At 51.2% G+C, this 21559-nt stretch carries 20 protein-coding genes; 12 read left to right on the forward strand and 8 right to left on the reverse strand.

Annotated elements, in window-relative coordinates; genetic code table 11:
- Positions 1–31: 31 nt before the first annotated feature.
- Entirely contained in the window at positions 32–2128 is a 2097-nt protein-coding gene (locus NSQ73_RS12830) for an ABC transporter ATP-binding protein (RefSeq protein WP_144026004.1), read from the reverse strand.
- A 65-nt stretch (positions 2129–2193) separates the two neighbouring features.
- The gene (locus NSQ73_RS12835) at positions 2194–3942 is read right to left on the reverse strand and encodes an ABC transporter ATP-binding protein (RefSeq protein ID WP_340986721.1); all 1749 of its coding nucleotides are present in this window, start codon (positions 3940–3942) and stop codon (positions 2194–2196) included.
- A 521-nt stretch (positions 3943–4463) separates the two neighbouring features.
- Between NSQ73_RS12835 and NSQ73_RS12840 the strand changes: the two genes are divergently transcribed.
- A complete protein-coding gene (locus tag NSQ73_RS12840; RefSeq protein ID WP_039304653.1) occupies positions 4464–4781 on the forward strand; it encodes a HesB/YadR/YfhF family protein in 318 nt (105 codons plus the stop codon).
- Between the two features lie 129 nt (positions 4782–4910).
- On the opposite strand, the gene NSQ73_RS12845 is transcribed toward NSQ73_RS12840, so the two are convergent.
- Positions 4911–5426 carry a hypothetical protein gene (locus tag NSQ73_RS12845; RefSeq protein ID WP_039304650.1) on the reverse strand — a complete coding sequence of 172 codons (516 nt, stop codon included), beginning with the start codon at positions 5424–5426 and terminating at the stop codon, positions 4911–4913.
- Positions 5427–5546: 120 nt separating this feature from the next.
- On the opposite strand from NSQ73_RS12845, the gene NSQ73_RS12850 reads away from it, so the two are divergent.
- Positions 5547–7295 (forward strand): ABC transporter ATP-binding protein, encoded by a 1749-nt coding sequence (locus tag NSQ73_RS12850; RefSeq protein WP_340986723.1) that lies wholly within the window; start codon positions 5547–5549, stop codon positions 7293–7295.
- Between the two features lie 111 nt (positions 7296–7406).
- On the opposite strand, the gene NSQ73_RS12855 is transcribed toward NSQ73_RS12850, so the two are convergent.
- A complete protein-coding gene (locus NSQ73_RS12855) occupies positions 7407–7850 on the reverse strand; it encodes a DUF441 domain-containing protein (RefSeq protein ID WP_039304646.1) in 444 nt (147 codons plus the stop codon).
- A 20-nt stretch (positions 7851–7870) separates the two neighbouring features.
- Complete coding sequence (locus NSQ73_RS12860; protein WP_039304643.1) at positions 7871–8854, reverse strand: YpdA family putative bacillithiol disulfide reductase; 984 nt, start codon at positions 8852–8854, stop codon at positions 7871–7873.
- Between the two features lie 219 nt (positions 8855–9073).
- On the opposite strand from NSQ73_RS12860, the gene NSQ73_RS12865 reads away from it, so the two are divergent.
- From NSQ73_RS12865 to rsgA, 4 genes are all read left to right on the forward strand, one after another.
- Positions 9074–9670, forward strand: a complete 597-nt coding sequence (locus NSQ73_RS12865) for a DUF2087 domain-containing protein (RefSeq protein WP_039304641.1) — start codon at positions 9074–9076, stop codon at positions 9668–9670.
- 120 nt (positions 9671–9790) lie between these two features.
- Entirely contained in the window at positions 9791–10249 is a 459-nt protein-coding gene (locus tag NSQ73_RS12870) for a DUF3939 domain-containing protein (RefSeq protein WP_039304638.1), read from the forward strand.
- Positions 10250–10403: 154 nt separating this feature from the next.
- A complete protein-coding gene (locus tag NSQ73_RS12875; RefSeq protein WP_039304635.1) occupies positions 10404–11075 on the forward strand; it encodes an HAD family hydrolase in 672 nt (223 codons plus the stop codon).
- A gap of 754 nt (positions 11076–11829) precedes the next feature.
- Positions 11830–12921 carry a ribosome small subunit-dependent GTPase A gene (gene rsgA, locus NSQ73_RS12880; protein WP_340986726.1) on the forward strand — a complete coding sequence of 364 codons (1092 nt, stop codon included), beginning with the start codon at positions 11830–11832 and terminating at the stop codon, positions 12919–12921.
- Between the two features lie 194 nt (positions 12922–13115).
- Here the strand turns inward: rsgA and NSQ73_RS12885 are convergent, their stop codons facing one another.
- Complete coding sequence (locus NSQ73_RS12885; protein WP_039310081.1) at positions 13116–13742, reverse strand: FMN-dependent NADH-azoreductase; 627 nt, start codon at positions 13740–13742, stop codon at positions 13116–13118.
- Between the two features lie 329 nt (positions 13743–14071).
- Here NSQ73_RS12885 and NSQ73_RS12890 point away from each other — a divergent pair, with 329 nt between their 5' ends.
- Positions 14072–14209: a hypothetical protein gene (locus NSQ73_RS12890; protein ID WP_171715981.1), complete on the forward strand. Its 138-nt coding sequence runs from the start codon at positions 14072–14074 to the stop codon at positions 14207–14209.
- Positions 14210–14348: 139 nt separating this feature from the next.
- On the opposite strand, the gene NSQ73_RS12895 is transcribed toward NSQ73_RS12890, so the two are convergent.
- Positions 14349–14588 (reverse strand): hypothetical protein, encoded by a 240-nt coding sequence (locus NSQ73_RS12895; RefSeq protein WP_039310083.1) that lies wholly within the window; start codon positions 14586–14588, stop codon positions 14349–14351.
- 175 nt (positions 14589–14763) lie between these two features.
- Here NSQ73_RS12895 and NSQ73_RS12900 point away from each other — a divergent pair, with 175 nt between their 5' ends.
- On the forward strand, positions 14764–15438 hold the full coding sequence (locus NSQ73_RS12900) for a hypothetical protein (RefSeq protein WP_340986727.1): 675 nt from the start codon (positions 14764–14766) through the stop codon (positions 15436–15438).
- Here the strand turns inward: NSQ73_RS12900 and NSQ73_RS12905 are convergent.
- Positions 15425–17170 carry an alpha-amylase family glycosyl hydrolase gene (locus NSQ73_RS12905; RefSeq protein ID WP_340986728.1) on the reverse strand — a complete coding sequence of 582 codons (1746 nt, stop codon included), beginning with the start codon at positions 17168–17170 and terminating at the stop codon, positions 15425–15427. The two genes, NSQ73_RS12900 and NSQ73_RS12905, sit on opposite strands and share 14 nt — an antisense overlap.
- 390 nt (positions 17171–17560) lie before the next feature.
- Between NSQ73_RS12905 and NSQ73_RS12910 the strand changes: the two genes are divergently transcribed.
- The 4 genes from NSQ73_RS12910 (at position 17561) to NSQ73_RS12925 (ending at position 21411) form a co-directional block, all read left to right on the forward strand.
- Positions 17561–18568, forward strand: a complete 1008-nt coding sequence (locus NSQ73_RS12910; RefSeq protein ID WP_340986730.1) for an ABC transporter substrate-binding protein — start codon at positions 17561–17563, stop codon at positions 18566–18568.
- Positions 18569–18714: 146 nt separating this feature from the next.
- Positions 18715–19494 carry an ABC transporter ATP-binding protein gene (locus NSQ73_RS12915; protein ID WP_340986731.1) on the forward strand — a complete coding sequence of 260 codons (780 nt, stop codon included), beginning with the start codon at positions 18715–18717 and terminating at the stop codon, positions 19492–19494.
- A gap of 80 nt (positions 19495–19574) precedes the next feature.
- A complete protein-coding gene (locus NSQ73_RS12920; protein ID WP_373604804.1) occupies positions 19575–20327 on the forward strand; it encodes an ABC transporter permease in 753 nt (250 codons plus the stop codon).
- 94 nt (positions 20328–20421) lie between these two features.
- A complete protein-coding gene (locus tag NSQ73_RS12925) occupies positions 20422–21411 on the forward strand; it encodes an aromatic acid exporter family protein (RefSeq protein ID WP_340944988.1) in 990 nt (329 codons plus the stop codon).
- The last annotated feature ends 148 nt before the right edge of the window (positions 21412–21559 follow it).

Genomic DNA, 21559 nt, shown 5'->3' on the forward strand with positions numbered 1-21559 from the left:
AACAGCAGAGAGGCTGGCTGATCCTCAAAGATTAAATCTGCTCCAGTGACGGACGCAGTCCGGCAGCGGAAGTAGAAGAGGAGACAGCGCCTGAGGCCGGTGCCTCCGCACCGTTACCGGCACCGGCACCCAGCTGAAGCTGATACATGCGGAAGTAACGTCCGCCAAGTGCCATCAGCTCATCATGGCTGCCCCGTTCAACAATCTCACCCCGGTGCAGCACCAGAATCTGGTCTGCGCTGCGGATGGTGGACAGCCGGTGGGCAATGATGAATGTAGTCCGGCCCTTCTTCAGCACCTCCAGCGCCTGCTGGATGATGCTCTCCGTTTCGGTATCGATGTTGGAGGTCGCTTCATCCAGAATCAGGATCGCCGGATCGAACGATAACGCTCTGGCGAAGGAGATCAGCTGCCGCTGGCCGGCGGACAATGTGCTGCCTTTCTCAATTACCGGTTCGTCGAAGCCTTGCGGCAGATGGGACAGCAATTTGTCAGCCCCTACTTCACGCAAGGCACGCTCTACACGTTCCCGGCTGATGCGCTCATCCCCGAGACTGACATTCGAGGCAATCGTTCCGGTGAAGAGGTAAGGGTCCTGCAGCACAATGCCCATATGGCTGCGCAGCCACTGTTTCGGCAGATCCTTAACCTCCTGGCCGTCAATAGTGATGCTTCCGGCTTGCGGATCATAGAAGCGGAACAGCAGATTGATGATCGAGCTTTTGCCCGAGCCGGTATGACCGACCAGAGCGACAGTCTCGCCCGGACGCGCCTCGAAGGAGATATCGCGCAGGACGAAGTCTTTTTTGTAGGCGAAGGATACATCCTTGAAGACAACATCACCTTTATAACGCGGCATCGAACCGTCGGTTACCGGCTCTCCAGGCTCATCCATCAGCGTGAAGACGCGCCCTGCGGATACCATCGAGCTGTCGAGGTTCGCCAGCTGGTTGACCATCCCTGTAATCGGCTGGAACATCCGTCCCAGTACATCGACGAAGGCGTAAAGGACGCCCAGGGAGACGAAGGTTGAACCGTCAAGACTGCCGAAGCCGAAATACCACAGCACGAGCACGAAGGAGAGACTGCGCAGGGAGTTCACCAGGTTGTGGGACGTGAAGGCATTCAGGTTAAGCATTTTGTTCTGGTATTTCAGATAATCATCATTCAGCTGTTCGAATTCCGCACTACTCTGCTTCTGGCGGCGGAAGATCCGGATTATGGACATCCCTTGAATGGATTCATTGATAATGGCATTGATCTCGCTAAGGCGTGAGCGGATGATCGTATTGTATTTCGTTGCAATCTTGCGGTAGAGCACAATCCAGACAATGATAATCGGCACGATGAACAAGCTGACAAGACCCAGCTTCACGTCCAATAGGAAGAGGGCAACATATACACCTGTAATATTAATAATCCCTGTTGCGAAGTTGGACAATACAGCAATGAACAGATCCTTGACCGCTTCCGTATCATTGGTGACCCGGGACACCACCTTGCCCGCAGGCAGATTATCGAAGAAATGCACCGGGAGGCGCTGGATATGCGCATACACGTCCGTCCGCAGCTTGCGGATGACCTGGTTAGCTGATGATTGCAGCCAGTAGGTTTTGCCGAACTCCGCAATTATGGAGATGACCAGGAACATGGCGTATAGAGCGACCAGTTTATAAATCCCGGGGAACTCTGGTTTGTAAAATGAAAACAGGTCATCAGCCGACAGTCTGACGGCCGGATAGACCGTCGCCTGGTCGCCATATTGGATGCGCAGGTTCCCGTCCGAGAAACTCCGTTCGCCTTCAGTCTGGGCTACAGCTTCATTAATGAAATAGAAGCTTCTGCCAGCCTGAAGCAGGCGGATTTCCTGGCCTTTGACTTCATCTGCGGCAAACCGGTCACCGCGCTTGTAATAGTTGTTGTTATATTCAGCAGCATCTTCAGGCGAAGCAGTCTCGAAATAAGGCTTCTCAATCGCGAGCAGGTGATTGTCAATCATACTCTTGGCGATGAAAGGCCCCGCCAGCTCAGCCGCTACCCCGATGGTGAGGAGCAGAAGGGCTGCTATGAATGTTTTTTTGGCAGTCAGTGCGTACTGCAGCAGACGTTTGCCTGTACTCTGTGTCAACGGTGACACCTCCTATATTTCAGAACATTATAATGGATATATGCACGTTGTAACTTATTTTCGGGTTATTCATTCGTCAGGTTATTCTCAACCTGCTGACGGTCGAACTGCTCACGGTACCAGCCGTTCAGTTCAAGCAGCTCCTGGTGGGTACCCCGCTCCGTAATATGTCCTCCGTCAAGCACCACGATCAGATCGGCGTGTTCAATAGCCGAGAGGCGGTGGGTGGAGATGAGCGTGGTTTTACCGCTGCGCTCTTCACGGATGTTCTCGATGATCTTGGCTTCTGTCCGCGCGTCAACAGCAGACAGTGCATCATCCAGAATCAGAATATCCGGATTAGAGATGAAGGCTCTGGAGATTGAGACCCGCTGCTTCTGTCCTCCGGACAGGGAAACACCGCGTTCGCCAACCATCGTGTCGAGCCCGTCGGACAAGGTGCCGAGATCATTTTGGAATGCTGCAGCCGTTATAGCCTGCATAATGAGCTCATCGCCGGCTCCCGAATGGCCGAACTGGATGTTCTCGCGTACCGATTTGGAGAACAGAATCTGCTCCTGCGGCACATAGCCCATCCAGCTGTGCAGCTGATCCAGGGCAATCTGCCCGATCGGAACACCTGAGATCAATATCTCACCCTGGCCGGTCGGATATTCATGCAGCAGCTGTTTCAGCAGGGTCGATTTGCCGCTGCCGGTCCGTCCAACCACCCCGAGTGTCTGGCCCTGCGACAAGGAAAGGCTGACTCCGCTCAGGTTGTCGATGGTTGAGGTAGGATACCGGAAGGTCACATCCTTCAGTTCAATAGATGACGGATGTTCTACCGGGGTGGGATGAGGAACATCCTGCACATCAGGTTTGGCATGCAGTGTCTCATCGATCCGCTCCAGCGAGGCGCCGCCGCGCTGCATAATGTTAATCAGCTCGCCGATGGCGAACATCGGCCAGACAATCATGCCGAGATACATATTGAAGGAGACAAGATCTCCAAGTGTGATCTGATTGCGGAAAACCAGATAGATTCCGTAGGTCAGTGCAATAATATAACTGAGGCCTACGCAAAAGCGGATCGTCGGCTCGAAGAAAGCATCGACCCGGGCTACGGCCATATTCTTGCGGTATACATCTTCGGTGATATCAGAGAAACGCTTCTCATCCTGGCGTTCCTGCACATAGGCACGGATAACGCGGATACCGGATACGGATTCGAGCACCTGATCGTTCATGTCACCGAAAGCATCCTGCGCCAGACTGTAGCGGTCGTGAATGGCTTTGCCGTAAAAGACCATAGCTATCGCGATCAGCGGAAGCGGGATAACTGCGGCAAGTGTCAGCTTCCAGCTGACCAGGAACCCCATGGCGAACAGCACTACTGTCAGATAGACTGTCGAATCGACGAGGGTCAGCATACCAAAGCCTACGGTAGCTGATACCGCACGGATATCATTGGTGGCCCGGGCCATCAGATCACCGGTGCGGTTGCGCTCGAAGAAGGCCGGTGTCATCGTCATGAGATGATTCATGAAGCGCGAGCGCAGCAGGCGCTCCACCAGGTTTGAACCTCCGAACAGCTTGTGCATCCATATGTAGGTGATCCAGTAAATTACCAGCAGCATGAGCACGATCATGCCTATATATTTCATTAGTGAACCTGCAGTAATGGCGCCGCTGACAATATCGTCGATGGCGTTACCGAGGAGACGGGGAGGCAGCAATTCAAGCACACCTACCACAATTAGCAGTATAAGGCCTATAGCATAGCGCCTTTTTTCCCGGCGGAAGAACCAGCCGAGATCGCGGAGAACGGAGAACAAGGGAAATCCCTTCCTTTCGTGTTGAGAATGTTGTTTGCCGGCTTGGTAAGGAAATTGTGGAGCTTCAGGACAATGGATAACTCTCTCAAAGCATGCAAAAAAGCGTACCATCCGAAAACGGATGATACGCCTGTCATTTACGACTATCATGTCCACGGTGCTTGTCGCAGCACAGAGACATGGAAGAGAATTGCTTAGCCTGAATTCATACGGTACGCGTAACACGCATGATACTCAGGAATTATCCATTACTCGGGCTGCTTCGGTATTCAGTTGTGTGGATTTGCCGACAATAGTTAGGAAATATGCTGGAACAATAGTAAACACCGCGCTCACCCTTTCTTTGATTTGGTAATAACTTGAAGACGCTTCGTTATGTTCCGAGTTTATCATCCCCCTTCAAGGATTGTCAAATGTAATTTTGAACAAATTGCGAATAAGCTGTATGATAAAATATACTTAAGTCATTTGGAGTATTGTGTTTTGTCAGTAGACTTGAGATATGCGGGAGGAGTGGAGAGATGAACATGTTAATTAGCCCGGAAGCTGCCGCCTGGTTCAAGAGAGAGCTGAGCCTCCAGAATGGAGCGTATGTCCGTTTGTTTCCCCGGTATAGCTCAGGGGGCGGTCTGCATCCCGGATTCTCGCTGGGAATAGCTACAGAACCGCCGGGCCGTCCCGCTGTTCAGTTCGAGCAGGGAAGCCTTATTTTCTATATGGAAGAGCAGGATCTGTGGTACATGGAGGGGTATAGCCTGTCGATTGTCTATTCGGAGGCTGAGGATGATATCGAGTATAAGTATGAGCCTGTGCCGGTCGCCGGAGGGGTAAAGGAATAACCCGGAAGTGAGGAATTGGTGCAGGCCCCGTTACGGTGAAAGATGTCAAAATCCCTTGCCAAGTGGCAAGGGATTTTACGTGAGAACGCATAGCGGCTAGGCATTCTGCCTACATCAGCTGCTGCGGCTTCAGGGTGAGCTGCGGAATGTTTCTTCTTCCATCGCGAACTCGAAATCATCAATATCAAACACCTGTACCGGCACTCCGCCTTCGATGATACGCTGAATCAGCTCGAACTGGTCGGTGAGAATCGGTACCTGCTCACGCTGGGAGGCCAGCAGCAGCTCCGTCTCGATCGGATCAAAGGTTTCCCCGTAGGAAGCGTTGTCGAGGCTGTTGATGATGGTAATCTGCGCCTGTCCGCCGAGCAGAATGCCGGAGCTTTTGGCCCACGGGACATTGAGGCAGCGGTTGATCTTCTTGGAATTGAGCGGTTCCTCGAAATAGTTGATCAGCTCGCGGATTCTCAGCTTCACATGCTGGTCATCGTCAGCGTGGCTCATCACCGGCTCATCACTGTCCCGTAGTTCGTACAATTCCATAATAGTAGTGTAAGGCACTATATATTCTACAGGGCTCCGCGGTGCGAGAAGCTGGCCGTAAATCGCCATCATGACGGCTTCCGTCACAAATTGTCTGGGCATCATTATCCTCCTGGATTTCAGGTACTGCGATCGTAACTAATAAAATTATAAAAACACTGCGGAGCGCAAATGTCAACAGTGTCCGGATAAACCAATTAACGGGAAAGGGCGTAAAAGGCTGTGAAACAATGGAAATCTTATTATACCTTCGTACGGCCTTACATGAAATGGATTGTGCTCACATTAATTATCGGGATGATCAAATTCAGTATTCCGCTGACGCTGCCGATGATTTTGAAGTATGTAGTAGATGATCTGCTGGGCAATCCTGCGTTAACCATTGCTGACCGGGTGTCCAAGCTGATGATCGTGCTCAGCGGCGCATTTGTGCTGTTCGTGATTATCAGAGGTCCGGTAGAGTATTACCGCCAGTATTTTGCCCAGCTGATTACAAGTAAGATCCTCTTCGATATGCGCAATAAGCTGTATGGACATATGCAGCGCCTGTCGCTGCGTTATTACCAGAATACCAAAGTGGGCGAGGCGATCTCCAGATTTATTAACGATGTGGAGCAGTCGAAGAATCTGGTTGAGGTCGGAATGATGAATGTCTGGCTGGACATGTTCACGCTGCTTTTTGCACTCGGGTTCATGTTCTACCTGAATCCGGTGCTGGCGCTGGTCTCGATTGCGATTCTGCCGTTGTACGGCATTGCTGTGAATACCCTCTATAAGCGGCTTAAGGTGCTCACCAAGGACCGGTCCCAGGCGCTCGCGGTCATTCAGGGCTATCTGCATGAACGGATTCAGGGGATTGCGGTGATCCGCAGCTTCACCATGGAACGGGTGGACCAGCAGCAGTTCAAGGACATTAACGGCCGATTTCTGGAAAAAGCGATGGCGCAAACGCGCTGGAACGCTTTTACCTTCGCGATTATCAACACCTTGACGGATATCGCGCCGCTGCTCGTCATTGGATATGGGGGATATCAGGTGATCCAGGGTAATCTGACTCTGGGAACCTTCGTAGCCTTCTTCGGATACCTGGACCGCATGTATGCACCGCTTCGCCGGCTGATTAATTCCTCGACTGTGCTGACCCAGGCTTCTGCTTCGCTGGAGCGGGTGATGGAGCTGATGAACGAGCCTTATGATATCGTAGACGCCCCGGGGGCGAAGCCGCTGCTGGCACCCGCAGGAGAGATTGAATTCAGCGGAGTATGGTTCAAGTATAACGATGAGAACGAGTGGGTGCTGCGCAATATCAATCTGCGTATTGCTCCGGGGCAGACGGTGGCTTTTGTCGGGATGAGCGGAGGCGGCAAGTCCTCGCTGATAAGCCTGATTCCGCGGTTCTACGATATCAGTGAAGGCAGCCTGCGGATGGACGGGCAGGATATCAGAGGGCTGACCCAGGAGAGTCTGCGCAAGGCAGTGGGCATGGTGCTGCAGGATAACTTCCTGTTCAGCGGCTCCGTGCGGGATAATATTCTGTTCGGCAATCCGCAGGCAGGGGAGCAGGAGGTCATTGCAGCGGCGGTGTCAGCTAATGCGCATGATTTCATCATGCAGCTGCCGGAAGGCTATGATACGGAGGTGGGAGAGCGCGGAGTGAAGCTGTCCGGAGGCCAGAAGCAGAGAGTGGCGATAGCGCGGGTATTCCTGAAGGACCCCAAAGTGCTGATTCTGGACGAAGCCACCTCGGCGCTGGATCTTGAATCAGAGCATCTGATTCAGCAGTCGCTGCAGGCCCTCTCCTCAGAACGGACCACACTGATTGTGGCGCACAGACTGTCTACCATAACCTATGCCGATCAGATTGTTGTGCTGGAGAACGGGGCCGTTACTGAACGCGGAACCCATGAACAGCTGATGGCGGTGGAGGGCAGCTACGCCCGCCTGTTCAATGTGCAGCGGCTGGATGGTTAACAGGGTCTCCAAGCGCCAGCAGGGCGTCAACTTATTAGGCAGGACAACAAACAGGCTGCATACTCACCCGATTAGGTGAAGATGCAGCCTGTTTCATCTTTGCGGCGGGGTTCAGATCCGTCCAATCAGCAGCGACAGGATGCCGGCCGCTATCAGCGGGCCTACCGGCACACCTTTGAAAAAAGCGACGCCGATGACGGTGCCAATCAGCAGCCCGGCCACAATGGTCGGCTGGCTGCCCATAAGCACTGCGCCGCGTCCGCCGAGATAGGCGACGAGAATCCCGATGCCGATTGCGGCCAGCGATTTCCAGTGCAGGAACGATTGCCCGATCGTCTGCAGCGAGATTTTACCGCTGGCCAGCGGTGTCATCACTCCGATGGTGAGGATGATGATGCCAACGGTAAGCCCGTATTTCTCCAGCCAGGGAAAAGCCTGCTGCAGGCCCAGCACCCGGATCAGCAGCAGAACGACCATGGCAATCGTGACCGGAGAATTGCTGCTGATAACCCCCAGTGCGGCCAGACCCAGCAGCAGTAACGAGGTCATATCCATAGCTTAGAAGCACTCCTTCTCTAAGAAAGCCTTTTGCTCATAATATGATCGGCAATCAGTTTGCCGTGCCCCCGACCGCTCTCGATGAATACCTCATTGGCATTCCGTCCGGAGGCGATAACGCCAGCGACATAGATACCGGGAATATTGCTCTCCATCGTAGAAGGGTTGAAGGCAGGTTTATCGAGGGAATCGTCCATTAGCACACCTGCCGAGGATAAAAGGGTTCTGCTCGGACGGAAGCCGGTCATGGCAAGGACGAAGTCATTATCAAGGATGCGTGTCTCCCCGCTGCCTGCCGTGACCACTGCAGAAGACGGGGTGATTTCCGTTACCCGTGACTCCAGATGAAGAGTAATATTCCCTTTCTGGACCATGCTCTCAAAAATCGGACGCACCCATGGCTTAATATTCTCCGAAATACTGCTTCCACGGTAGACCATATCCACCTTGGCACCGACCCGGATGAGCTCCAGAGCGGCATCAACCGCCGAGTTGCTTCCCCCGATGACGGCAACCTTCATGCCGGAATACGGATGGGCTTCACCGAAATAATGGGTTACTTTGGATAGCTCTTCCCCGGGAATCCCGATCATATTCGGCTGGTCGAAATAACCGGTTGAAATGACTACATTCGCGGCGCTATGGTGCTGCTCTTCTCCGCGCTTGTTGCGTGTATGTACGATGAAGCTGCCATCCTCCTGCGGCAGAACGGACAGTGCCTCCTCATAGGCGGCGATATCGAGGCCATGCTGCGCGGCAGCGCGGCGGTAATAGACCAGGGCTTCATGGCGGTATGGCTTGTCGTTCGGGGAGGTGAAGGGCACATCTCCGATTTCAAGCAGCGGGGTTGTACTGAAGAACTGCATATTCGTCGGATACAGGTAGATAGAATGGACAATAAAGTTCTTTTCAATGATCAGACTGGAGAGCCCCTGGCGCTGGCATTCTATAGCTGCAGACAGTCCGCAGGGACCCGCACCGATAATAATTACGTCTTTCATAATAGCTGCATCCTTTCGGGTAAGTATTCTTTTCAGTAAATGGTACCTTATATTTTAGATTTTTGCCATTCCCCGGTGTTTCCAGTAACAAGAGCATTGCTCAAACGTTGAAAAAGGTATATAATTAGATATATATCTAAACGCAATGCAGCAGATAAGGTATGTATTTTCATACAACAGAGTTTATGAATGTTCAAATGTCTATAGGAGTGTGTTCCGATGCAGTTAGATAAAATTGTTGCTTACCATAAAGCGTTGTCCGATCCGACCCGGCTGCGGATTCTGCTGCTTTTGTCCAAAGGCGAGGTTCACGGGCATGCGCTGGCCGAGAAGCTGAACCTGTCACAGCCCACCGTTACCCATCATGCCGCCAAACTGCGCGAAGCTGCGCTGATCATGGAGCGCAGAGACAAGAATACCGTATATTTCAAGCTGAATCCTGAGTTTATTCAGGCGGGCTCAGAGGCCTCGCTGAAATTTATTTTTGCGAAGGGGGTGGAAGAGATGGAGGAAGAGTCGCCTGAGAGCAGCCTGAAGGAATCGGTGCTGCGTAATTTTTTTGCCAAGGACGGACGCCTGCGGCAGATTCCCGCACAGTATAAGAAGAAGCTGATCGCCCTGCAGTATATGGTGGAGAAGCTGGAGCCGGGTGTAGTCTATTCCGAAAAAGAGATCAATGAATTCATCAAGCCGTTTCACGAGGATTATGCGACGATCCGCCGGGAGTTCATTATGCATCAATTCATGTACCGGGAGAACGAGAAGTATGAGCTGAATCCGCCGGAGTTGTGGACTCACTGGGAAAATGTCAAATAATGATCTAATAAATGGGGATTTTGTGTGACAAGTTCGAATCTGCTGATTAAATGTTTGAATAACGAATAAAATGGAATTGTAAGCGTTATCTGACATAAACTTCGAAAGGAGACTTTCAGTATGATATTCAAACGCGCCAAAAAAAATATGCCGTCTGTTCATCTCACCGTTACCTTGCCGCAGATCAAGCAGGCTGTTAGGCAATTTGAAGAAGATATGCCTGCGCCGATTAACCGCACTGCTCTGATTATGGAAGATAAAAGTATTGATCTAAACCGGCTTAAACGATATTTGGGCGGGGTCCCGCAACAGAAGTTCTATATGTCCCGCGAAACCTTTGAAATCTTTGAGGAAGCTGACAAGCTGGTACCGTATTATCTCGACATGGTGCAGTCGGCTGTAGATAACTATATCAGTGACACGGGCAAGCTCCCGCTGCTTGAAGATGCCTGGCTGCCAGAAGTTCATTACCGGCTGCTCTCCACGGAACGTTATCTCAAGGAAACGCCGCCGTTCCCGCTTTACATTACGGAAGAGGAAATGATGCTTACGCATCGCGCAGAGCATTTTGAATCTTAAGCGTCCCGGACCTGATCTGAAAATAGAGGCCATCCTGTGAAAGAAGCGTTTGTTCTTCTTAACAGAATGGTCTTTTCTTTGTTCCCCGGTGCATAGTACAATGAATTTCTGGTGTGGGAATCATTGAAATTGATGAAATAAGGGGAACGAAAGAATGAAGGAAGTACAAGCCTTACTGTTTGACCTCGACAATACGCTGATGGACCGTGATCAGACCTTCCGCAGCTTCAGTATGAAATTTGTACAGGATTTTCTCGGACACCTGAATGAGGATGAAGCCGGCCGGGTGGTTGAAGATATGATAATCAGAGATGCTGACGGCTACCGTGATAAGGATGGCTTTTTTGCAGAACTAAGCGAGGTTCTCCCTTGGCAGACAGTGCGGTCGGCAGAGGACATCCGGAAATACTACGACGAAACCTATATACACCACGGGGCAATCATGAAGCATGCAGTGGAGACACTGGAATATTGCCAAGGCCGCGGCTATCCGCTGGGACTGGTAACGAATGGCAGCAGGGATATTCAATATGGCAAAATTGATCTGCTCGGCCTGCGCCCCTATTTCCGTACCATCGTAATTTCCGGTGAAGTCGGAATCAGCAAACCGGACCCGCAGATTTACCGGCTGGCCTTGGAACGCCTGGGTTCAACCGCTGACCAGACCCTGTTCATAGGAGACCATCCGGTGAATGATATCTGGGGGGCAGTCCGGGCCGGAATGGATACCATCTGGCTGAAGCGTAACCATGCCTGGGATGAGTCGCTGAACGTGCAGCCGATTGCCACCATTCATGAGCTGAATGAGCTTGAAGGCATTATTTAATTAGATTTTGTTAAAAAATTCAAGAGTGCCTGTTGACAAACAGCTGGCAGCGCGTTTATCATAACAGCATATTAGTTCGGAAGGAGACGATGTCAAATGACAGTTTATACCGTGTTATCAGGATCAGTTGCAACTGTTGTGGATACGTGTCTTCCGGGAACAGCGGCTGTGGAATAAGATTCCCAGCTTAGCAGGTAAGCTCTAACATGCCTTTTAGAGCCGCCGGGAACCGTATCGGTTCCGGCGGCTTTTTTGCGTGCATAGCCAGATGTATATTCATGCGCTTGAATATATCCTGGTCTGCGGCACGCACAGAAACCTGAGGCAGCTCTCTTTGTACGAGGGGAGTGCTTCAGCTTTTTGTTTGGATTCCGCCGCCGGAACCTTTGGGTTCCGTCGGTTTTTTTGTTGAAACAGCAGCCACTATATGTTGCATGCTGTCAATGATGCTGCTGTGCTAAAAGGATTGGAAGGGGTACAAACTCCCGGAAATACACGTGAATGATTAAGAGGGTAGGCAAAGCAAACAAGCTGGATAAAAGATAAAACAAAAAGTACAAAGGATCGGAGGGGAAATTTGGAGCTGTAGGAGCGATAGCGTCCGCCTTTGTCACCGGATTTCTACCGCTAACAGCGGTTTAAATCAAGAAATCTGGGGACAACAGCGGCCGGAAGCCCAAATCTTCTCCGCAGTGACGAATGAGCTTTAAGTTAACTCTTATATTCAGCATAAACAATTACCAGGAGGAAATGAATGAATATAGAACAGTATGGCTGGAATGAAGAATGGAAAAATAAGTGGACAGAGAAGCTGCAGCAGCTCGAGGCCAGGGTACTTGAGCCGGGCCGGATTGTCGGTGATTTCGGCAGCAAGTACCGGGTCATCGCAAGCACGGGCGAGATCTGGGGAGAGTTATCCGGCAAGCTCAGACATACCTTGACAGGGTCCGGTGATTATCCGGCGGTTGGCGACTGGGTGGCTCTGGCCATGCAGGACGGCGGGGAGCATGCCGTGATTCATGGCGTCTTGCCCCGCCGCAGCGTAATTTCGCGCAAGGTGGCAGGGGTGACGCAAGAGGAACAAATCGTTGCCTCCAACGTCGATACCCTGTTCCTGGTCAGCGCCTTGAACGATGATTTCAATGTGCGGCGGATGGAGCGGTATCTGATTATGGCCTGGAACAGCGGGGCGAATCCGGTGATTCTGCTGACCAAGGCAGATCTCTGTGCCGATGCGGCGGAGAAAATTGCCGAGATGCAGCAGGCGGCTCCCGGGGTAGCTGTACATGCGGTCAGTGCGCTGCTCGGCGATGGGAGGGAGGAGCTGCTGCCTTATATTGGCCGCGGTCAGACCGTAGCCCTGACCGGTTCCTCCGGCTGCGGCAAATCAACGATGGTCAACTGGCTCAGCGGACAGAATCTGCAGCTAACCCAGGATATCCGGGAAGGGGACAGCCGCGGGCGGCATACGACTACACACCGTGAGCTGTTTGTCCTGCCGGACGGCGGCATCATTGTCGATACGCCGGGGATGCGTGAGCTGCAGCTGTGGGAAGATGAGGGAGGCCTGGATCTGGCCTTCGGTGACATCAGCTCGCTCGCGGCAGATTGCCGCTTCAGTGATTGCAGCCATGTTCGGGAGGAAGGCTGCGCGGTGCTTGAGGCAGTAGCAAGCGGTGTACTGGATGAGAAACGGCTGCTCAATTACCGCAAGACGCAGAAGGAACTGCAGTTCCAGAACAGCAAGGAAGTGAAGCAGAAGCGCAAAACCGTAGCTGCCTCCTCCAAAAGCACACCTCCGCGTGCCAAAGGCAACAGCTGGCAGCGGGTATTGGAAGAGTATTAAGACTCTCCGGAGCACAAAAAAAGCCCTGCAGCTGACCATAGCAGCTGCAGGGCTTTTTCCTGTAGGGTCCGGCGGTTTCCCGGAGGATGCACCGGCGGAACTATATATAAATAAAAGTCCGGTTGATGTTACAGCAGATGCCTGATAAAAGTGCGGAGCTCTAAAGGTGAAACCGGACTTTTAACGCTGGCGGATTAGAACGATGCAGCTGCAGTTTTTGCCAGTTGCAGACCGGTAGCGATAATTTCAGCGGATTTCTGCGGGTTCTGGTTGTGTCCTTCAACGATAACTTGTGTAGTTTCCTTGAAGCCCCAGAAGTTCAGGTTACCCATGATGAAGTTAACAGCCATTTCAGCACTTGCTGCCGGGCCTTCGGAGTACACGCCGCCTCTGGCGTTCAGTACAGCTGCTTTTTTGCCTGTCAACAATCCTACAGGACCTTCAGCAGTGTACTTGAAGGTTGTGCCGGCCTGGTTCAGGTAATCGATATAAGTGTGCAGTACAGCCGGAACAGTCATGTTCCAGAGCGGGAAGGCGAATACCACTTTGTCAGCGGCCAGGAACTGGTCCAGATATTTCTTAACAAGAGCGGCGCCGGCAGCTTCTTCAGGAGTTGCCTCGAAGCCTTGTGCTGCTTTGTATACGCCAGTGATCAGCGTGTTATCGTAGTAAGGCAGTTGTTCAGCGAACAAATCCAGTTCAGTAACTTCATCCTGCGGATGAGATTCTTTGTAGCTCGCCAGGAACTCATTATAGAGCTGAACACTTACAGATTGCTCGGCTGGGCGGTTATTTGCTTTGATAAACAGGACATTAGACATTATGATTTCTCCTTAAATATATATTTAATATTAACTATAGATAATATAGCATTTAATAAATTGTTTGTAAATATCCGTCGGATAAAATTTTTATTTTGCCGACACAAACAGGCTGTTTTTTGCAAAGATACCATATCTCCTGTTGAAGGAATCCAATCGCAGAAGAACCGTCAATATGTAGTAAGACTAATTTCGCAGCTGTTTGCAGCAGTGATATTGGCTGGTTTAAGCCATCCGGGACCCGGTTATATAGGTGTTACAAGGAGACAAGGAAATGATTTCCTCTCCCTACAACGGGATTCTGATCCCATTCCAAAGGAGCGATTGACATGTCCATTGACCGTTTCATAATTAAGAAATTGGACAACTGTCACGAAGAGCATACCCGGCGCAACCTGGTGAAGTTGTTCAAGCTGCGGATTCAAAAGGCAGAGAAAGAAGAGAAACGGAATCTCAGGATTGGCTGAGGCAAAGCATACCCTGATCATACAGATAACACGCATTATATAAAGAGGGCACATTCCTGGACTGCAGGCGTGTGCTTTTTTGTATGGTGTTCTCCGGGGCTGTATCATGCATATATTCCGGCAAAAAAATATCCCTCTATTAATAGAGGGATAAAGCCAGTGAATCATTTTCACTATAACTGTGCAATATAGCTTCTGAGCCTTTAATTTCGATACTGATCAGAGAATTCAAACATTTCTGCAGGGCGTTTTTTCCCTTTTGAATTTTGAGCTCCAGTGTGCTGTTAAGCAGTCGAAGTACTTTTTGGGTAGGCTGTTTGTTTTCTGTTGTGAAATATACTGGTACAAGCTTGTTCTGAAATGTGATGAGCATTCTCATTTTGAAATCACCTCGCTAAAAGTATTTCATGGTATTGATCTTACCCTGCATTTCTTAATTTTACCTTAAAATTAGCTTATGATAACATAAAGATTGCAAGTTTTATAGTTTTACCGTTTTTTGAAAGCCACTCATTGACAATAAATTTCAGATTTATGGGAATAGGGAAGGATATATGGATGTGAAAACTCATGATGTAATCTGTTTAGCACAGTTTCTGTTCCCCGGTGAAACAGAGCGGAAAGTGGTGGCGGATATTCTGCAGACCGTCTCTGGTGCAGTTGGAATATGCAGGGTGAAGTACATGGAAGGCGAATCTTCGCAGGATGTATGCATGCAAATACATAAAGATAAAATAGTTGTTACCGGTATACTGGAAGAAGACCCCTTCGGTTATGAATTGAAGGAGCCAAGTGAGATGAAGCGGGCCTGTTATTATCTTTTTAATTGCTTTGAATATGCAGAGACCCGCATGGTGTCTGTTCCGGCACTCTTCCTGTCCAGAAGCAGGTATGAGGAGATTAAACAACAAGCAGGGTCCTGCAGTTTGTGTATGCTGGCTGAGTACCTGGGGGAGGAAACAGGTGATTTGGCCAGTTCAACTGAACTGGCCAAGGTTATGTTGGGCCCGGAAATGACCGGAGAACTGCGGTTATGCTCCCGTGCCGGCAGCGGCTGGAGCCTTCAGCAGGCTTCATATTTTGAGAACGCTTCTGGCGGCTGGCTCCTGCGGATGAGCTCCGAGCCCGCGCGGGACTATCTGATCGCCGCCCCGCTCACGAAGGCGGAGCTGTGCTGCGCCTTTTATGAGTGGGTCATGCATTCTACTCCGATTTTTACTCCAGAATAACTGTTGTGTAAGCAGGAAGTGTGAGTCTGCCGCTGCCGAGTGCAGCCTTGCCGCCAACTGACCGGAGGATACCAGCGTATGTAATGCCTCCAGTTCCGCTATGAAGCTGCATCGTCTGTGCCGATCCCGTTAAGTTATGAATAACAAGGACCTGCTGTCCGGCGGTTATCCGTTCATAAGCCATAATTCCCCCGTTCCCGGAAGGGTAATCACGTATGTCCCCGTCTCGCAGGGCCGGCACCTCTTCCCGCAGCTGAATAAGCTCGCGGTAGCGCACCAGCAGTGAATCCCTGCGCTTTTGCTGGCTCTCTACATCGGCCCCGGGATTCGCAGCGTTATTGCTGCCCGGCTCCCACGAAGTCTGACCTGTATCCAGTCCGTCCGGCGTCCATTTCATGGGCTCGCGGATGCCTTCATCCGGCTTCACACCCAGCAGTCCGATCTCTTCCCCATAATAGATAAATGGATTACCCGGCAGGGTCAGCAGCATGGCTGCCGCCATTGCGGCATGATCTGGCTGATTCTCAAGCTGGCTCATGACCCTGTTCTGATCATGATTGGTCAGGAAAATCGCATCTGTGAAAGCACCGCCTGAGATTTGCGAATACAGTTTGTATGTCCGTTCCAGGGTGAACGCGGCTCCGCTGTCCTTCTCCGTTTGAGCCGAATGGACCAGCGTTTCAGCAAGCCCGAAGTTAAATCCGGAATTGAAGGCCTGATCTAGATAGGCCCCTACGGATACAGTGGAATTCTCCCAGACCTCACCCACGATATAAGCCTGCGGATTCACCCCGTTCATGGCTGTGCGGAATTCCTGCCACCAGGCTACATTCTTGGCTGTTGTCGCCGTACTTTTGTCCGAAAGAAGATCCTCATAAATATGTTTTGCAGCATCCAGACGGAACCCGTCGACGCCTTGTTCCAGCCAATAGGTACCGATGCTCTTCATTTCCCGGCGGACCTCAGGATTATCGAAGTTGAGATCCGGCATTCCCTCCCAGAAAGTCCCCATATAATGGCTTCCCCGCAGAGCATGCCACGGACTGCCGCTGCCGGCAGCACTGGTTCCATTTACCGGGCGGTTCTGATCTTCGGCCCAGATATACCAGCTGCGGTATGGGCTGCCTGGATTCCTGGCTGAATCCACAAACCAGGGATGAGCCTTGGACGTATGGTTCACTACCAGATCCATAATTACCTTGATGCCCCGTTTATGTGCCTCCTTGATCAGTGTCTGCATATCTTCGAGCGTTCCATAGTCCGGGTTAATACTCCGGTAATCGGTTACATCATAACCGTGATAGCTGGGCGAGGGATTAACCGGCATCAGCCATATTCCTCCTACACCGAGATCCTCATGGGTCCCCGGGTCGCCGTCATTCAAATAATCCAGTTTCTCCGTGATCCCCTGCAGATCACCGATACCATCCCCGTCTGAATCGTAGAAGGAGCGGACGAATATTTCATAAAATACGGTGGAAGGCTGCTCGTCTACAGCTGCCTTCGGATTAGCGCCAGGTTGTACAGCGCTGTTGTTCTGTATCCCTGCCCCTGATTGCGGTTCTGTACTGTGAACGGGGGAGGAAGGTTGTGACGATGAGACACCCGCAGCATGATTTCCGCCTGTGCTCTCAGTACTGCTGCAACCGGCCAGCAGCACCGCAGCCAGACCAGTGATTGCTAAGGCATGCAGTATACGGGTTGTTAGCATAACTGATGAAGAACGAGACATAGAATTAAAACTCCTTTCAGGCATTCAGGATATTTTGCTTCATTAAAATATGTAAATTCGTAAGCGCTTTATTGTTACATCTTATTGGAAATTCCACTTTTGGTAAAACGTTTGCACAAGCTGAATATTGTGATAAACATCCATAGGATCGGTTTTGACCATAGAAATCTGGATTTATCGCTTAAATGCTTTGATTTAGTCTGTTTTATTGTCTGATATGAGCATTGGATTAATCCTTATCCGAAAAAACTGCCGAAAAAATATTCAAATCGCTTTAGATAACGCGGATTTTTTGTGCAAACGATAGCAATACAGGTCTTTAACCTTTCGGCGGGCAACCGCATATGCATAGAGCAAGGGCGAAAGACCCGGGAAGAAAGGAGAATGAAGATGAATCTCAAGAAAAAACTGTCATTGTCGCTCATGATGATTGTCACGTGTTTCACAGTACTCGCCGGGTGTGGCGGTGATTCGGCTGTAGTGAAGGTGAAGATCGGTGAGGTTACCCGCTCCGTGTTCTATGCGCCGGAGTATGTGGCGTTGTCCCAGAATTTCTTCAAGGATGAAGGGCTGGATGTGGAGCTGCAGACCATACCGGGCGGGGATAAAACGATGACGGCACTGCTCTCCGGAGCTATAGATGTAGCGCTTGTCGGTTCGGAAACTTCGATTTATGTGTATCAGCAGGGGGCGGATGACCCTGTGATTAATTTTGCCCAGCTCACGCAGCGGGATGGAACATTCTTATTTGCACGTACACCGGACAGTACTTTCACATGGGACAAAGTCAAAGGGTCAACTTTCCTGGGTCAAAGGCAAGGCGGCATGCCGCAAATGGCCGGCGCATTTACCCTCCTGAACAAGGGGATTGATACTGCCAGTGATCTGACGCTGATTCAGAATATTGATTTTGCCAATATTGCCGGTGCTTTTGCTTCCGGGACAGGGGATTATGTACAGCTGTTTGAACCGCAGGCATCGATCTTCGAGAGTGAAGGAAGGGGCCAGGTTGTCGCTTCATTTGGCGTAGAGAGCGGTTATCTCCCGTATACCGTGTTCATGTCCAAGGAGAGCTACATCAGCAAAAACAAAGACACAGTGCAGAAATTCACCAATGCCATCCAGCGTGCACAATTGTGGGTGAAGGATCATAGCGCGGAAGAAATCGCTGATGCGGTTATGCCTTATTTTGATAAAACGGACCGTAATATTGTCGTCTCCGCCATCAGCCGCTATAAAGAACAGGACACTTATGCGGTAAACCCGGTTATTGATGATAAAGAATGGAACAATCTGCTTGATGTGATCGACAACGCCGGTGAGCTGAAGGAACGTGTCCCTTCGGGTAAGATTGTTGATAACACTTTTGCTGAAAAAGCGGAGAGCAGCATTAAGTAGGGTTGTGATGCTTACGAAGCTAGTTTGTTCGATGCAGAATCGTGAGAAGTAATGCTCACAAACTAAGTTGATGCTTCCGAAGCGAGTTTTGCTGCAAAGAAGAATCGAAGATGTGATTTTTACGCAAAACTTTTAGGAGGGCTGATATGCTTCCAGTAGTGGAGTTGAAGGAAATCACGCACGCCTATCTGGGAGACCGCGAGGCTTCGCTTGCGATCGAGGATTTCAATCTCAGCGTGGGCCAGGGTGAGTTCGTCAGCCTCGTCGGGCCCAGCGGCTGCGGCAAGACGACGCTGCTGTCGATCATTGCCGGGCTGCTGCGGCCCTCGCGGGGCGAAGTTCTGCTCAGCGGACGCTCTGCGGCTGGGCCGTCTCCTGAAGTAGGCTATATGCTGCAGCAGGATTATCTGTTTCCCTGGAGGAGCATTCAGGATAATGCACTGCTTGGCCTGGAGCTGACCGGAAGGCTGGATGAAGCGTCGCGCAGCAAAACCCTGCAGCTGCTGGCCGATATGGGGCTTGCGGGCAAGGAGCTTGCCTTTCCGGCTCAGCTCTCGGGCGGAATGCGCCAGCGCGTCGCTCTGGTGCGGACGCTGGCGACAGATCCCAGCCTGCTGCTGCTGGATGAACCGTTCTCCGCGCTGGATTACCAGATTAAGCTGCAGCTGGAGGATCTGGTCTCGGAGACGCTGATGCGCCGGGGAACAACGGCCATTCTGGTTACTCACGACCTGTCTGAGGCAATCGCCGTCAGCAGCCGGGTCATTCTGCTCCAGCGGAATCCGGGAAGGATCCGCAGGATTTTTCAGGTTCCGGAAGCCATCCGCAGTACCCCGCCGCTGTATGCGCGGGACTTGCCCGGATTCGCGGAGCTTTTTCATGAAGTGTGGAAGGAAATGGAGCTGGCAGGGAGGGAAGGCGTGTGAAGACGGAATTGCCCGCAGAAGTGGCGGCCTCCCGTGCACTTTGGCTGGAACAAAAGCATGCGGACTACAGGAAGAAGAAGCTGCGCCGCAAGACTCAGGTTCTGATCGTAAGAAGCAGTATCCTGATCCTGTTCTTTGTGCTCTGGGAAGCGGGGGCCAGGCTGGGCTGGATTGATGAACTGCTCTTCAGCTACCCGACGAAAGTGTTCCGGCAAATTTGGGATGACATGGTCAGCGGCAGTCTTTGGCCGCATCTGGGGATGACTGTAGGAGAGACAGTAGTCGGGTTTATTCTCGGAACCCTGCTTGGGACGCTGCTGGCTGTGATCATCTGGTGGTCGCCTTTTCTGTCTGCCGTACTTGATCCTTATATGGTCGTCTTCAACAGTATGCCGAAGGTGGCGCTGGGTCCGATCTTCATTGTTATGTTCGGCGCCGGGTTCACCGCGATTGTGGTCACCACATTATCCATTACGGTGATTATTACCACTCTGGTGGTGTACAACAGCTTTTGCAGTGTGGACCCGAATCTGGTTAAGGTTGTCCGTTCATTCGGCGCTTCCAGAGTACAGGAATTTAACAAGGTGATTCTTCCGGCGTCCTTCCCTACGGTGGTTTCCACACTGAAGGTGAATGTCGGGATGTCATGGGTCGGAGTCATTGTAGGGGAATTTCTGGTAGCCAAATCGGGGCTGGGTTATCTGATTATCTATGGCTTTCAGGTGTTCAATTTCACGCTCGTCATGTCCAGTCTGCTTATCATCGCCGCGGTGGCTACAGCCATGTATCAGCTGGTTGTATATGTAGAGAAGCTGTTATTGTCGCGGAGGTAGAATAATGTAATATTGTGTCTCCCGGCAAAATCTTGTACCATGACTATATCTTTACCTGAATATTGAAGCTGAACTTTGTAGGAGAGGTATTAACATGGGATTTCGTATTATCAAAACGGCGGCTGCAACTCTGCTGTCCATTCTGCTGGCAGCCGCCGCAGGTATTCCCAATGCGCAAAGCGCGGGACTGCTGGCCATTCTCGGGGTGGAAACGACGCGCAAAAGGAGTCTCCGCACGATCACGGCACGCTTCTTCGCCTCGCTGGTGGGACTCTTTTTGGGCTGTATTCTCTTTTTCACCCTGGGCTTTCATTATTGGGTTCTTGGACTGTATGTACTGTTCGGCTTCCCGCTTATCGTCAAATCCGGCTTCAAAGAGGGGATTGTCACCAGCTCAGTTATTGTGTTCCGTGTTTTTGGACAAGCTGACATTACCGTTCACATCCTGCTGCAGCAGATTGAGCTGCTGATTATCGGCCTGGGTTCGGCCGGACTCGTCAACTTCATCTATATGCCGCAGACCGGAGGCATGATTGCCGGTATCCGCAAAGAGGTGGACGGCTATTTCTCGGTTATCTTCCGGCAGATTGCCAGAACCCTGCGTGATCCCGCTTATGTATGGGACGGAAAGGAACTGATCGGAGCCGGTGAAGCGGTGCAGAAGGGTCTGACCGCAGCTTCAAGAGAGATGGAGAATCATGTGATCCATCCGGATGAAGCCTGGAATGTGTACTTCTACATGCGCAAGGAGCAGCTGGAGTCAATCCAGAATATGATGCAGCTCCTCTCTCAGGTATACCTCCAGCTGCCGCATGGTGATATGGTTGCGGAGCTGTTCGATCAGCTCAGCGGCGATGTGCTGGCTGAGGAATATACGGGCCGGACCGAGAAGCTGCTGGATGATCTGCAGCAGGAGTTTCAGCAGATGGAGCTCCCGGATTCCCGTGAGGTATTCGAGATCCGCTCCGCTATTCTGCAGTTATGCCGGGAGCTTGCGCTCTATCTTAAAATTGCCAAACGCTATAAAAGTCCGGTCGATCCAAGGCCGGTGAAGGACAAGCTGCCCGCAAAGGGAAATGCTTGAGCAGGAAGGTAAATATGTCTCAGGTATTAACATTACGGTGTGAATTAACGATAAGATATATAAGCACTTAAAGTGAGCTTATCTCTATAGTTATGTTCATTTTCTGTTCGGGACAGAGAAACACATTTCAGGATAAGATTGTAGATGA

This window comes from Paenibacillus sp. FSL R10-2736, from assembly GCF_038000245.1.
GTDB lineage: Bacteria > Bacillota > Bacilli > Paenibacillales > Paenibacillaceae > Paenibacillus_AQ > Paenibacillus_AQ phytohabitans.

Bases quoted from the DNA above. Each gene is read 5' to 3' on its own strand.
- NSQ73_RS12875 (WP_039304635.1), top strand. From the start codon at position 10,404: ATGAAGGAAGTACAAGCCTTACTGTTTGACCTCGACAATACGCTGATG.
- NSQ73_RS12890 (WP_171715981.1), top strand. From the start codon at position 14,072: ATGTCCATTGACCGTTTCATAATTAAGAAATTGGACAACTGTCACGAA.
- NSQ73_RS12885 (WP_039310081.1), bottom strand. From the start codon at position 13,742: ATGTCTAATGTCCTGTTTATCAAAGCAAATAACCGCCCAGCCGAGCAA.
- NSQ73_RS12905 (WP_340986728.1), bottom strand. From the start codon at position 17,170: ATGTCTCGTTCTTCATCAGTTATGCTAACAACCCGTATACTGCATGCC.
- NSQ73_RS12895 (WP_039310083.1), bottom strand. From the start codon at position 14,588: ATGAGAATGCTCATCACATTTCAGAACAAGCTTGTACCAGTATATTTC.
- NSQ73_RS12840 (WP_039304653.1), top strand. From the start codon at position 4,464: ATGAACATGTTAATTAGCCCGGAAGCTGCCGCCTGGTTCAAGAGAGAG.
- NSQ73_RS12870 (WP_039304638.1), top strand. From the start codon at position 9,791: ATGATATTCAAACGCGCCAAAAAAAATATGCCGTCTGTTCATCTCACC.
- NSQ73_RS12855 (WP_039304646.1), bottom strand. From the start codon at position 7,850: ATGGATATGACCTCGTTACTGCTGCTGGGTCTGGCCGCACTGGGGGTT.
- NSQ73_RS12900 (WP_340986727.1), top strand. From the start codon at position 14,764: ATGGATGTGAAAACTCATGATGTAATCTGTTTAGCACAGTTTCTGTTC.
- NSQ73_RS12865 (WP_039304641.1), top strand. From the start codon at position 9,074: ATGCAGTTAGATAAAATTGTTGCTTACCATAAAGCGTTGTCCGATCCG.
- rsgA (WP_340986726.1), top strand. From the start codon at position 11,830: ATGAATATAGAACAGTATGGCTGGAATGAAGAATGGAAAAATAAGTGG.
- NSQ73_RS12860 (WP_039304643.1), bottom strand. From the start codon at position 8,854: ATGAAAGACGTAATTATTATCGGTGCGGGTCCCTGCGGACTGTCTGCA.
- NSQ73_RS12925 (WP_340944988.1), top strand. From the start codon at position 20,422: ATGGGATTTCGTATTATCAAAACGGCGGCTGCAACTCTGCTGTCCATT.
- NSQ73_RS12915 (WP_340986731.1), top strand. From the start codon at position 18,715: ATGCTTCCAGTAGTGGAGTTGAAGGAAATCACGCACGCCTATCTGGGA.
- NSQ73_RS12910 (WP_340986730.1), top strand. From the start codon at position 17,561: ATGAATCTCAAGAAAAAACTGTCATTGTCGCTCATGATGATTGTCACG.
- NSQ73_RS12845 (WP_039304650.1), bottom strand. From the start codon at position 5,426: ATGCCCAGACAATTTGTGACGGAAGCCGTCATGATGGCGATTTACGGC.